The sequence below is a fragment of the Mammaliicoccus sp. B-M6 genome (genome assembly GCF_022386965.1).
Taxonomy (GTDB): domain Bacteria; phylum Bacillota; class Bacilli; order Staphylococcales; family Staphylococcaceae; genus Mammaliicoccus; species Mammaliicoccus sciuri_A.
In genome coordinates this window covers 16061-29065 of sequence record NZ_JAJNHJ010000031.1, presented here as the reverse complement: position 1 = coordinate 29065, position 13005 = coordinate 16061, and the positions used below count along the sequence as shown (strand labels likewise).

At 31.9% G+C, this 13005-nt stretch carries 13 protein-coding genes; 11 read left to right on the top strand and 2 right to left on the bottom strand.

Annotated elements, in window-relative coordinates:
- Together LQ693_RS10795 and LQ693_RS10790 are read right to left on the bottom strand one after the other, a co-directional pair.
- Nucleotides 1–257 (bottom strand): transposase (locus LQ693_RS10795; protein ID WP_239734012.1); only part of this gene is annotated, 257 nt, incomplete at its 3' end.
- Between the two features lie 173 nt (nt 258–430).
- Entirely contained in the window at nt 431–1522 is a 1092-nt protein-coding gene (locus LQ693_RS10790) for a prephenate dehydrogenase (protein WP_103361001.1), read from the bottom strand.
- A 113-nt stretch (nt 1523–1635) separates the two neighbouring features.
- Here LQ693_RS10790 and LQ693_RS10785 point away from each other — a divergent pair, with 113 nt between their 5' ends.
- The 11 genes from LQ693_RS10785 to LQ693_RS10735 all read left to right on the top strand — a co-directional run bounded on the left by LQ693_RS10785 (nt 1636) and on the right by LQ693_RS10735 (nt 12929).
- On the top strand, nt 1636–2682 hold the full coding sequence (locus tag LQ693_RS10785; protein ID WP_107565507.1) for a M42 family metallopeptidase: 1047 nt from the start codon (nt 1636–1638) through the stop codon (nt 2680–2682).
- A 505-nt stretch (nt 2683–3187) separates the two neighbouring features.
- On the top strand, nt 3188–4591 hold the full coding sequence (locus tag LQ693_RS10780) for an anthranilate synthase component I (protein ID WP_103361003.1): 1404 nt from the start codon (nt 3188–3190) through the stop codon (nt 4589–4591).
- A complete protein-coding gene (locus LQ693_RS10775) occupies nt 4588–5184 on the top strand; it encodes an anthranilate synthase component II (RefSeq protein ID WP_103361004.1) in 597 nt (198 codons plus the stop codon). Before LQ693_RS10780 ends, LQ693_RS10775 begins: the two co-directional genes overlap by 4 nt.
- Entirely contained in the window at nt 5150–6166 is a 1017-nt protein-coding gene (trpD, locus tag LQ693_RS10770) for an anthranilate phosphoribosyltransferase (protein ID WP_103361005.1), read from the top strand. Before LQ693_RS10775 ends, trpD begins: the two co-directional genes overlap by 35 nt.
- Nucleotides 6150–6944 carry an indole-3-glycerol phosphate synthase TrpC gene (gene trpC, locus LQ693_RS10765; RefSeq protein WP_103361006.1) on the top strand — a complete coding sequence of 265 codons (795 nt, stop codon included), beginning with the start codon at nt 6150–6152 and terminating at the stop codon, nt 6942–6944. The genes trpD and trpC overlap by 17 nt, the downstream gene beginning before the upstream one ends.
- Nucleotides 6934–7551 carry a phosphoribosylanthranilate isomerase gene (locus LQ693_RS10760; RefSeq protein ID WP_103361007.1) on the top strand — a complete coding sequence of 206 codons (618 nt, stop codon included), beginning with the start codon at nt 6934–6936 and terminating at the stop codon, nt 7549–7551. Before trpC ends, LQ693_RS10760 begins: the two co-directional genes overlap by 11 nt.
- 5 nt (nt 7552–7556) lie before the next feature.
- Nucleotides 7557–8774, top strand: coding sequence for a tryptophan synthase subunit beta (gene trpB / locus LQ693_RS10755; RefSeq protein ID WP_103361024.1), 1218 nt, complete (start codon nt 7557–7559; stop codon nt 8772–8774).
- On the top strand, nt 8767–9498 hold the full coding sequence (trpA, locus tag LQ693_RS10750) for a tryptophan synthase subunit alpha (protein ID WP_103361008.1): 732 nt from the start codon (nt 8767–8769) through the stop codon (nt 9496–9498). The genes trpB and trpA overlap by 8 nt, the downstream gene beginning before the upstream one ends.
- Before the next feature lie 80 nt (nt 9499–9578).
- Nucleotides 9579–10238: a type 1 glutamine amidotransferase domain-containing protein gene (locus tag LQ693_RS10745; RefSeq protein WP_037587994.1), complete on the top strand. Its 660-nt coding sequence runs from the start codon at nt 9579–9581 to the stop codon at nt 10236–10238.
- A 145-nt stretch (nt 10239–10383) separates the two neighbouring features.
- Nucleotides 10384–11637: an aminoacyltransferase gene (locus LQ693_RS10740; RefSeq protein ID WP_103361009.1), complete on the top strand. Its 1254-nt coding sequence runs from the start codon at nt 10384–10386 to the stop codon at nt 11635–11637.
- 32 nt (nt 11638–11669) lie between these two features.
- Nucleotides 11670–12929 carry an aminoacyltransferase gene (locus LQ693_RS10735; RefSeq protein WP_049318918.1) on the top strand — a complete coding sequence of 420 codons (1260 nt, stop codon included), beginning with the start codon at nt 11670–11672 and terminating at the stop codon, nt 12927–12929.
- The last annotated feature ends 76 nt before the right edge of the window (nt 12930–13005 follow it).

Sequence of the window (13005 nt, the reverse complement as noted above, 5' to 3'; positions counted from 1 at the left end):
GCAGTATCTTGATAAGACAACATATTTTCTTGTCTAAATTTTAAAACAGATAATTTAAATTCGCTAGTATAAACAGTATTTCTACTTTTTATTTCTAAACCTTCTTCTCCAAACTCTTTATATTGATTGACCCAAATCCGAATGACAGACCAACTTGAAACACCATATTTTAAAGCAATTGTTCTATAACTTTGATTTCCTTCTAAATATTCTTTTACAAGTTTTATTTTGAATTTAAAATCATATTTTTTCATCATAAGAATGCACCCCAATAATTTGATTTGTTTAGGTCAAATATTTGGGTTCACATCAGGCATGGCTTAATGCTCAATTTGAGCCAAGAGGTCATCCACAATCATTTACTCAAATCAAAACAAAGCCAAGAGACCTTAAATCTCTTGGCTTTTTTTCCTAATCTCGATATTCAATATTACAATGTATACGTATCAAATGATTGTAAGGCTTCGATTGCGCTATCTCTATCTGTGCTTGATTTGAAGCTTAACCTTAATGCACCCATAATATCTTCTCTTACTTCTAATATTCGGATATTTGTTATTGATATGTGATTTTGTCCGAGTATTCTTGTTACTTCACTGATCATACCGGGTTTATCTGGGATATCAACATATAAATCGAATGTTGAAGTTAGGGCACCTTGCTCTTTTATAGGGAGTTGGTCTCTATATGTTTTGGCTGATTGATAAAAATCATGAATTAATGCTGGATTTCCTTCTTCAATCATTTCTTTCGTATGTGTCATTTGTTCAATCCAATTTTCCATAAGTGTGACAAGATGTTCTTTATTTTCTAATGTGATGTCGCGCCACATATCAGCATTACTGCTCGCGATACGTGTGATGTCACGGAAACCGCCTGCTGCTAACAATCTGACATATTCTGAAATTTGTGTATTTTCTTCGTTCATATGAATTAAACTTGATGCGATGACATGTGGAAAATGACTGACGACACCTGTTACATAGTCATGTTCTTTTGCTGACATTTTGATGAATTTTGCTTTAGTCGGTTCTAGCAAATGTTTGACTTCACTATAAGCCGCTTCATTTATCGCTTGATCATATATCAATACATAATAAGCATTCTCGAATAAATGTTTTTTAGAATTTGTGACACCTGACTTATGACTACCTGCCATTGGATGTCCACCGATTAAATGAATATCTTGTTCTAATAATTGTGATTCTAGTGAACTTAATCCTAATTTCGTACTACCTGTATCGGTAACGATTAATCCTGGTTTAGTATCAATCTCTAATAATCGCTTACCGTATTCGATTGATTGTTGTACGGGTGTGGCTAATATAATTAAATCTGCTTGACGAGCACTAGAATCAAAGTCTGTTGCGATTTCATCTATAATTTTCATAGATAATGCGATTTCTGAATGTTTTTCAAAATAATCGTAACCTGTTATATGTAAATTGGGATGATAAAATTTAATATTTTGTATTAAACTCCCACCAATTAATCCTAGTCCAACTATAAATACGTGTTGCATAAAATCCCTCCAATACTTTAATAGTTTAAAGCAAGTTAGCGTGTGAAAGCAAGTGTTATTGATTTATTTTTTTAAAAGTATAGAATGATAATAAATGTATAAGGAGTGGTAATATGACAATTAACGTAAAAGAAACGATCGATACAATTAAAGAACTTGTATACATTAATAGTCCATCGGGATTTGCTGATCCAGCAGTTGAATATTGTAGAAAAGTTGCTGAGTCATTAAATTATGATACGAGTGTAACACACAAAGGTGGATTATTTATCAACGTACCAGGAAAAAATGAAGATGCACAACGACTGATTACAGCACACGTAGACACATTAGGTGCAATTGTTAAAGATATTAAAGAAGATGGTAGATTGCAATTAGATTTAATAGGGGGATTTAGTTGGAATGCGATTGAAGGGGAATTTTGTACCATCACTACGCAAAGTGGAAAAGAAATAACAGGTACCATTTGTTTACATGAAACAAGTGTCCATGTTTATAAAAATAATACTGAAATTCCACGAAATGCCGAACATATGGAAGTCAGATTAGATGAAAAAACATTTAATCCTGAAGATACAAGAGCATTAGGTATTGAAATTGGAGATGCTGTGAGCTTCGATCCAAGATTTGTGCATACAGAATCAGGATTTGTTAAATCTCGTCACCTTGATGATAAAGCAAGTGTTGCGATGATATTACAATTTTTAAAATATCTTAAAGAAGAAAATGTCGAATTACCACATACGACACAATTTTATATATCAAACAATGAAGAAATTGGATATGGTGCAAATTCAAGTATTTCAGATAAAGTTGTAGAATTTATCGCATTTGATATGGGTGCATTAGGAGATGGGCAAGCTTCTGATGAATACACAGTATCTATTTGTGTAAAAGATGCTTCAGGTCCATATCATGTAGGTTTAAGAAATCATTTAGTCAATTTATGTAAAGAAAATGATATTCAATATAAATTAGATATATATCCTTATTATTGTTCTGATGCTTCTGCTGCTTTACATGCAGGCGCTGATATTAGACATGGATTATTCGGTGCAGGTATTGAATCTTCACACGCTTTAGAACGCACACATGAAGATTCAATTCTTGAAAGTGAAAAGTTATTAAGAGCATATTGTTTATCAGAAATTAAAAACTAATCAGAATTTAAGGGTTGACATTTAAAATTTATTCTCGTATAGTGATATTTAATTAATCCGAAGAAATCATTCGGAATTTGAAAGATGAGTATCTCGTGTTGATAGTAGCAAATAGAAAGCTAATGGTTGATGTAAATTAGCACTACACACATAGAGAGAATTGGGCTTTCAAATTATCAATTAAATGAAATTTAGAGTGAACATGAAATTCAATGTTAACTAAGGTGGCACCACGGTAACGCGTCCTTACAGATAGCGTATACTGTGGTGTCTTTTTGTATACCTAAATCAGTGGTCATAAGTATAAATTAAAGCCTGTAGCAATCAGAAAGTTAGTGGTTGATGTAAACTAACACAGTTTAATTTAGAAATGGGGACCATGTAGAAATAATTGAATATTTAATGAGTGAATAAGTTCTAGACTTATTAATGAAGGTGGTACCGCGCATAAGCGTCCTGTTTAATTAGGATGTTTATGCGCGGTTTTTTATTAAGGAGGATTAAGATGATTATTAAATTTAAAAAGTTAAATGCTGATATTACCCCAGAAACTTTAGGACAAATAAATCGTAAGAAAATGATTTTAGAAAGTGCCAGTACAGATCAAATGAAAGGTAGATTTTCAATTGTAGCATTTGATGCAGTTGGAAAAGTGAATTTATATGATAATTATTTACAAATATTCATAAATGAAGATGAACAACTTATAAATGAACGTCCATATGAAGCATTAGAGGATTTCATCAATGATATGAAAGTTGATGAAGTTCCAGAAGCTTTAACACATTTACCATTTGTGTCTGGCATGATCGGGTACTGTAGTTTCGATTTAATTAGGTATCAAAATAAATTACTTAAACAAATTGAATTGAAATCAGATATCCCAGACGCTTCATTTAATCTCGTTGAATCTGTATACGTATTTGATCATTTTAAAGAAGAATTGTTTGTTATCACATCTAATCTTTTTAGTCAGAATACAGAAACACAAGTTGAACATGAGCTCAATAAAATGGTTGAAACATTAAAAGATATTTCACTATTTCAAAATAAAATTGATCATACATTAAGAGGTGAACTTGAAACAAATATAAGTGAAGAAGATTTCATGCAAGAAGTCGAATATTATAAATCGCTTATTAGTAAAGGTGATATGTTCCAAGTCGTACCTTCAAGAATTTATAAATATAAACATTACTTTAACGAACAACATAAAGATACATTGAAGCTTCAAATATATAAAAATTTAAAAAGACAAAACCCAAGTCCATATATGTATTACATTGACGATGAAGAAAGAACTATCATCGGATCTTCACCAGAAAGTTTCATTAAGAAACAAGGTGACATCATTACAACGAACCCGATAGCAGGTACAAACAAAAGAGGTCAAACAGAAGAAGAAGATAAACAAAATGAAATTGCACTGATTACAGATGAAAAAGAATTAGCTGAACATCGTATGCTTGTCGATCTTGGAAGAAATGATTTAAATATGATTGCTCAAACAGGTTCAGTATATATGCCTAAGTTAATGACTGTTGAAAGATTTGAACATGTTATGCATATCGTCTCAATCGTCGAAGGTAAAATTAGACCAGACATTACACCGCTTCAAATGATTACAGCTTTATTACCAGCAGGAACAGTATCTGGTGCACCTAAGACGAGAGCAATCACAAGAATTTATGAAAGCAGAAAAAGAAAACGCGGGATATACGCTGGAGGTGTTGGCTATATTAATTGCACCCATGATTTAGATTTTGCTTTAACAATTAGAACAATGGTTGTAGATAACGAATATGTAAATGTAGAAGCTGGCTGCGGTGTTGTATATGATTCAAACCCACAAAAAGAATTAAAAGAAACGATGATCAAAGCAAAAAGTTTATTGGAGGTTACACCATGATATTAGTAATTGATAATTATGATTCATTCACATATAACTTAGTAGATTTAATTAAGCAACATGATGATGTCGTGATCTATCATCCGGATGAGGCACCGTTCAATTTAAATATTGATGGATTAGTTATATCTCCAGGACCTGGTCATCCTGATGATACAGAAGACTTAAAAAATTTAATAGAAGCATATAAAGATAAACCGATATTAGGTATTTGTTTAGGTGCTCAAGCTTTAACAACATATTACGGTGGAGAAGTTGTCGTCGGGAAAGAAGTTAAACACGGTAAAGTAGATCAAATTGATATTATCGAAACTTCTAAATTGTATCAAGAATGCGAGCAGCATTTTAATATTATGAGATATCACTCATTAATTAGTGATGAAAAAACATTTCCGAACACGTTAAAAATTACAGGAAGAACGAAAGATTCCATACAATCATTCGAACATAAAGTAAAACCACATTTTGGGATACAATTTCATCCTGAATCATTTGCTTCAGATCATGGAAATGAAATTGTAAAAGCTTTTATCGACATAACAAGGGAAGGTGCAAATTATGAACACATTAAAACAACTCATTCAGTATCATGATTTATCGCAACAAGAAATGAAATCATTTGTAGATTTAATGATGGATGAACAAGCAGATGTATCATTAAAGGTTGCACATTTAGTGGCATTAAGTATGAAAGGTGAAACATCAGATGAATTATCGAACTTAAGTCAAAGTTTAATCGAAACAACATATAAAGAAAGACCTTATTTAGAAGATAGTATTTGTGTTTGTGGCACAGGTGGTGACCATTCTGGCAGCTTTAATATTTCAACAACCGCTTCATTTGTCGTTGCGGCAGCTGGCTTAAAAGTTTTGAAACATGGTAATAAAAGTATTACATCTAAAACAGGTAGCATTGATATCTTATCTGCTTTAAATATTCAAACAACACCTATTAAAGATGCGACAGAAAAAGTGAATGCAACAAATTTAGCATTTTTAAGTGCAACTGAAACATACCCGATTATGAAAACTGTCCAACCTGTTCGTAAATCAATACCAACACCAACAACATTTAATTTACTTGGACCAATGATTCATCCATATCATTTAGATTATCAAGTGATGGGCGTTTATGATGAAACGAAACTTAAAATTATTGCTGAAGCTATTTATAAATTAGGAAGAAAACGTGCCATTATCGTGCATGGTGCAGGTGGAATGGACGAGGCTACTTTATCTGGTGACAACATTATATATGAAGTATCTCAAGATGAAGGCATTAAACATTATACTGTAAATGCTGAAGACTACGGATTACAATCAGCGCCTAACGAATCATTAAAAGGTGGAACACCTGAAGAAAACAAAGTCATTACTTTAGATATTTTAACAGGACAAGATCATGGCCCTAAAAGAGATGTCGTTGTATTAAATGCTGCTTTAGCGTTATATGCTGGTCAAAAAGTAGACTCTATCAAAGAGGGTATTACGTTAGCAGAGTCTTTAATAGATGATAAACATGCATTAAATATATTAGAAGCTGTAGGAGGCAAAGTTTATGACAATATTGGATGAGATTGTAGAATATAAAAAAACATTACTAAATAATCAATATTATGAACAAAAATTAAACACATTGGAGAAAGTCGATGTAGAACATAAAACATCTTTCTTAAGTCGTACACAGCATGATAATAAATTAAATATTATTGCTGAATTAAAAGCAAAAAGTCCTACAGTATCAGATATTCCGAAACGAGATATGGCTACTCAAATTAAATTATATGAACAATACGGTGCATCTGCTATATCTATATTAACGGATGAAAAATATTTCGACGGTAGTTACGAAAGGTTACAAAGTTTAACAACTAAGACGACATTACCTGTATTATGTAAAGATTTTATGATTGATAAAAGACAAATTGACTTAGCACATCATGTTGGTGCCTCTATCGTATTATTAATCGTGAATATTTTATCAAAAGAAGAACTCGAAACTTTATACGCATATGCGACAGAAAAAGGTTTAGAAGTACTTGTCGAAGTGCATGATAAAGAAGAACTCGATATTGCACATGAAATTGGTGCACTGTTAATTGGCGTTAATAATCGTGACTTAAAAAGATTTGTCACAGACGTTAAACATACAAATGAGATCTTAACACAAATTAAACCAGGTGTGACATACATTTCTGAAAGTGGTATTCGTACTTTAGATGATGTGAAAAGTATTATCGGTAGTGGTATTGATGGCGCACTAATTGGGGAATCATTAATGAAACATCCAAACTTAGATGAATTTTTACCAAGTTTACGACTAGAAAAACAAGGTGAGCAACATGTTTATTAAATGTTGTGGCTTTCAAGATAAAGAAGCTATCGAAACAGCTGTATTGAATCATGTCGATGCAATTGGATTTATCACGTATCCAAAAAGTAAACGATATGTATCTGTTGAAGAAATAAAGTCATTAAGTAAAGATATTCCCCAAACGATTGATATCGTAGCTGTCGTTGTGAATTTAACGATGGTAGAAATTGATGAACTTAATCGAGAAACTTCTATTAATACACTTCAATTTCATGGTGATGAATCTGTATCATTTATACAAGAGGTTAAAGAAAAGTATCCACATATTAAAATTTATAAAGCTTTACCAGCTAATGATCAATTACTTACTAATATAGAAGCTTTTAAAAATGAAGTAGATTTATTTTTAATTGACACGCCTTCAAAAGATTATGGTGGTACTGGGGTATCTTATGACTGGTCCATATTAAATGCATTAAACAATATTCCGTATTTAATTGCTGGTGGTATTAATATAGATAAAATTAAACAAATCGAATCATTAAACTTTAATCATAATGGTTATGACATATCAAGTGGAATTGAAACGAACGGACACAAAGATAAAGAAAAAATTAAAGCATTACTAACATATGTAAAGGAATGATTGAATTGAATAAAAATATACAATTAGAAGCAGATGAATTAGGATTTTTCGGTGAATTTGGTGGCCAATATGTACCAGAAACATTAATGCCAGCTATACAAGAATTAAACGATACGTATCAACAATTAAAAAACGATCCGGAATTTCATAAAACATTAAATGCTTATTTAAAAGATTATGTAGGTAGAGAAACACCTTTAACATATGCTGAGCGTTATACAGAAGCACTTGGCGGCGCAAAAATATACTTAAAAAGAGAAGATTTAAATCATACTGGTGCTCACAAAATTAATAACGCATTAGGACAAGCACTTATCGCAAAAAAAATGGGTAAAAGAAAGCTCGTTGCTGAAACTGGAGCCGGTCAACATGGTGTGGCAAGTGCAACAATTGCAGCACTGTTTGATATGGAACTTATCGTATTTATGGGTGAAGAAGATATTGAAAGACAAGCATTAAATGTGTTCAGAATGGAATTGTTAGGCGCTAAAGTTGTACCTGTCACAGACGGACAAGGTACGCTATCAGATGCAGTAAATAAAGCATTACAATATTGGGTTTCACATGTTGAAGATACACATTATTTACTTGGATCAGCGCTAGGACCACATCCATTCCCAACAATTGTAAGAGATTTACAAAGTGTGATTGGTAAAGAAATTAAGAAACAAATATTAGAGAAAGAATCTCGATTACCAGATGCAGTCGTTGCATGTATTGGTGGCGGTTCAAATGCAATTGGTACATTCTATCCATTTGTAAATGATGAGTCTGTTAAATTATACGGCGTTGAAGCTGCTGGTGAAGGTGTAGATACTACTAAACACGCTTTAGCTATTGAAAAAGGGAAACCAGGCGTGTTACATGGTTCTAGAATGTATTTAATTCAAGATGAAAATGGACAAGTCGAACTTGCGCATTCAATTTCAGCAGGATTAGATTATCCAGGCGTAGGTCCAGAACATAGTTATTATAACAATATTGGTCGTGTTCAATATCCGAATGCAAGTGATACTGAAGCGATGGATGCGCTAATTAAATTTACACAATTAGAAGGTATTATTCCAGCTATTGAAAGTGCGCATGCATTGAGTTACGTAGAGAAATTAGCGCCAACAATGGATAAAGATGAAATTATTGTTGTGACGGTTTCTGGTAGAGGAGATAAAGACATGGAAACAATTAGAAAGTATATGCAAGAGAAGGGGGATCATCATGCATAAATTATTTATACCATATGTCATGGGGAACAAAGGTTTTATAGATTCAGTCAAACTTATGGACGAAAATGGCGCAGATTATATAGAAATTGGTTTACCTTTCTCAGATCCTGTAGCTGATGGTCCAACAATTATGGCAGCTGGACAAGAAGCCATTAAACAAGGTATGTCTGTTAATAAAATTATTGATCAACTGATTGAACATAAAGATGAAATCAATACGCCATACTTATTTATGACTTATTATAATTTAATTGATGCTTATGGTGTCGACTCTTTTATAGAACGAATTGCTGAAGCAAATGTTTACGGTTTAATCATTCCAGATTTACCATTTGAACTTGGACAAAGATTTAAAAAGCATTTACAGCCTAAAAACATTAAATTAATTTCTTTAATTGCGATGACTTCTAGTGATGAACGAATTAAGCAAATAGCTGAGCATGCAGAAGGATTTATTTACACAGTTACAATGAATGCGACGACTGGTGATGGCAGAGGTTTCCACGAATCTTTAAAAGATAAAATTAAATTTATACAACAACATGCTAATGTACCAGTTGTTTGTGGATTTGGTATTAGAACTGAAGAACATGCTAAAGAAATAAAGTCATTTAGTGACGGCATTGTGATTGGTAGTGAAATTGTTAAAAGATTAAAGAATGATTCAATAGAACAAACTCAAGCATATTTACAAAGTATTAGAAAAGCTTTAGATGAAGATTAAAAAAGCATAACCCTTAATAGAAGAAAAAGAAACACACTTCATGTATAATCGACATTAACAAATGAAAAGGAGTGTTTCTAATGAGCAAAAAAGTTCTCATAGTTGTTACAAATGCATCTCAATTTAAAGATGGAAAACCAACTGGGTTATGGCTAGAAGAAGCAGCAATTCCTTATAAAGTATTTATTAAAAATGGATTAGAAGTGGATATTGCATCTGTAAAAGGTGGCAGTGTTCCGATAGATCCAAATTCAACTCAAAATGACGAAGCGAAAGAATATCATGACGTATTAGAAAAGTTACAACAAACATATAGTATTAGAGACATCGTGTTTGAGAGTTATGATGGCATATTCTTACCTGGTGGTCATGGAACAGTATTTGACTTCCCAAATAATGAAGACTTGGAAGATATGCTAGCATATTATAGAAATAACGATAAGGTGATTGGTGCAGTTTGCCACGGTCCAAGTGCATTTGTTGGCGCTAAGCTTCCAAATGGGAACTATTTAGTGGATGGTGTTAAATTAACTGCTTTTACTGATAGTGAAGAAAAAGCAATGAATTTAGAAAATGATGTACCATTCTTGCTACAAACACAACTTGAAAAGCAAGGTGCTCGATTCGTTAAAGGTGCTGACTTTGAATCGCATACAGTTGCAGACGGTAAATTTGTCACAGGACAAAATCCGAATTCTAGTGAAGAGGTTGCCGAAAAATTTGTAAATGTATTAAAATAGTTAAGCAATATAAATAAAAACCTGCCATTTGGTAGGTTTTTATTTATGAAATAATGGTATAGTAATGAGTATTATTTTAGAATAAAGACAAAATATTGTATAATTGTAACAAATACATAAAAATGAGATTGGGAGTATTGTATAAATGAAATTTACAAATTTAACAACTGGTGAATTTGAAGCTTTTACAAATAAAATGCCGTACGCGCATTTTACACAAGCAGTAGGTAATTATGAATTAAAAACATCTGAAGGCACTTCAACACATTTAGTAGGGGTCAAAGATAATCAAGGTGAAGTATTAGCTGCGTGTCTGTTAACAAGTGTACCAGTTATGAAGATGTTTAATTACTTTTACTCAAATAGAGGACCAGTAATGGATTATGACAACAAAGAACTTGTTGACTTTTTCTTTAAAGAAATCGTGAGCTATTTAAAAAGTTATAAGGGATTATTCTTTAGAATCGATCCTTACTTGCCATATCAATTAAGAGATCATGATGGCAATATTAAAAAATCATTCAACCGTGATGGTTTAATTAAACAATTTGAATCATTAGGCTATGAACATCAAGGCTTCACAACTGGTTTCCACCCAATACATCAAATTAGATGGCATTCTGTACTTGATTTAGAAGGTATGGACGAAAAGACGCTCATCAAGAACATGGATAGTTTGAGAAAAAGAAATACTAAAAAAGTTCAAAAAAATGGTGTTAAAGTACGTTACTTATCTAAAGATGAAATGCCGATATTCCGTCAATTTATGGAAGATACAACAGAGAAGAAAGATTTCAACGATCGTGGCGATGACTTCTATTACAACAGATTAAAATACTTTGAAAATGTAAAGATTCCTTTAGCTTATATAGACTTTGAAACTTACATTCCACAATTAGAAAAAGACCATGAACAATACAACAAAGATATTGCGAAAGCTGAAAAAGATTTAGAAAAGAAACCAGATAATCAAAAGACAATTAATAAAATAGACAATTTAAAACAGCAAAGAGAAGCAAATGAAGCTAAATTAGAAGAAGCACGTCAATTACAACAAGAACATGGAGATACATTACCAATAGCAGCAGGTTTCTTCATTATTAATCCATTTGAAGTTGTATACTATGCAGGTGGTTCATCAAATGAATATCGTCACTTTGCAGGTAGTTATGCAATTCAGTGGGAAATGATTAAATACGCTTTAGATCACAATATTGACCGTTATAACTTCTATGGTATTAGCGGAGACTTCTCAGAAGATGCACCTGATGTTGGCGTTATTAAATTTAAAAAAGGTTACAATGCAGATGTTTATGAATATATTGGTGATTTCGTTAAACCAATTAATAAACCAGCGTACAAAGCGTATACAACACTAAAAAAAGTATTAAAAAAATAAATGATTTTCAGTAAGAGAGGAATTTAGATAATATGAAATTTACAGAATTAACGGTTACTGAATATGATGAGTTCGTATCTGATAGTCGATACGAAAGTCACTACTTTCAAGTAAAAGAAAACATCAAGACGAGAGAAAATGATGGTTTTCAAGTTGTATTATTAGGTGTTAAAGATGAGAATAATCAAGTCGTTGCAGCAAGTTTATTCTCTAAAATACCAACATTAGGTAGTTATGTGTATTATTCAAATCGTGGTCCGGTAATGGATTATAGCAATCTAGATTTAGTGACATATTACTTCAAAGCACTTGAAAAGTACTTAAAACAGCATCAATGTCTATATGTTAAAGTCGATCCATACTGGATTTACAATATATACGATAAAGATATTAAACAAATTAAAGAAGATGGCGCTAATGACCAAATCGTTGATCTGATTAAATCACTAGGCTATGATCATCACGGCTTTACGACTAAATATGATCCATCAAGCCAAGTAAGATGGATGGGTGTCTTGAACTTAAAAGATAAAACATTAGCAGAAGTTAAAAAAGGATTCGACAGCCAAAGAAAACGTAACGTCAATAAAGCGCATAATTACGGTGTTAAAGTACGTTTCTTAGAACGCGATGAATTAGATATATTCTTTAAATTATATAGAGAAACAGAAGAAAGAGCTGGCTTTATTTCTAAGACAGATGAATATTTCTTAAACTTTATCGATACATATGGTTCTAAAGCATTAGTACCATTAGCATATATCGATTTAAACGAATATATTCAATCAACTCAAGAGAATTTAAATGAATTAGAAACAAAACGCGATCAAATGATGGCGAAAGAAAACAAATCTGAAAAACAATTAAAGAAAATTGCTGAAACAGATCGTTTAATCGACCATGCACAGAAAGAATTATTAGAAACAAGCGAACTTATTAAAACAGATGGCGAAATCTTAAACTTAGCTTCAGGTGTATTCTTTGAAAATGCATATGAAATCAATTATTTCTCAGGTGGCTCAAGTGAAAAATACAATCACTTTATGGGACCATATATGATGCATTGGCATATGATTAATTATTGTTTCGAAAATGGATTCGATAGATACAATTTCTACGGATTATCAGGAGATTTCACTGAAGATAGCGAAGATTACGGTGTATACCGATTTAAACGAGGATTTAACGTTCAAATCGAAGAATTAATCGGAGATTTCTATAAACCAATCAATAAGAAAAAATATTTCTTACACAATGTAATCCAAAAAGTACGATCTAAAATTAAAAAGTAATCAAAAAAAGGCTGAAATTTATATTTCAGCTTTTTTTTGTGTTAAATATGGGGTTAGCGGCACATATCATATTTCT

Coding starts and splice junctions, on each gene's coding strand:
- LQ693_RS10785 (WP_107565507.1), top strand. CDS start 1,636: ATGACAATTAACGTAAAAGAAACGATCGATACAATTAAAGAACTTGTA.
- LQ693_RS10775 (WP_103361004.1), top strand. CDS start 4,588: ATGATATTAGTAATTGATAATTATGATTCATTCACATATAACTTAGTA.
- trpD (WP_103361005.1), top strand. CDS start 5,150: ATGAACACATTAAAACAACTCATTCAGTATCATGATTTATCGCAACAA.
- LQ693_RS10790 (WP_103361001.1), bottom strand. CDS start 1,522: ATGCAACACGTATTTATAGTTGGACTAGGATTAATTGGTGGGAGTTTA.
- LQ693_RS10740 (WP_103361009.1), top strand. CDS start 10,384: ATGAAATTTACAAATTTAACAACTGGTGAATTTGAAGCTTTTACAAAT.
- LQ693_RS10735 (WP_049318918.1), top strand. CDS start 11,670: ATGAAATTTACAGAATTAACGGTTACTGAATATGATGAGTTCGTATCT.
- LQ693_RS10745 (WP_037587994.1), top strand. CDS start 9,579: ATGAGCAAAAAAGTTCTCATAGTTGTTACAAATGCATCTCAATTTAAA.
- LQ693_RS10780 (WP_103361003.1), top strand. CDS start 3,188: ATGATTATTAAATTTAAAAAGTTAAATGCTGATATTACCCCAGAAACT.
- trpA (WP_103361008.1), top strand. CDS start 8,767: ATGCATAAATTATTTATACCATATGTCATGGGGAACAAAGGTTTTATA.
- LQ693_RS10760 (WP_103361007.1), top strand. CDS start 6,934: ATGTTTATTAAATGTTGTGGCTTTCAAGATAAAGAAGCTATCGAAACA.
- trpC (WP_103361006.1), top strand. CDS start 6,150: ATGACAATATTGGATGAGATTGTAGAATATAAAAAAACATTACTAAAT.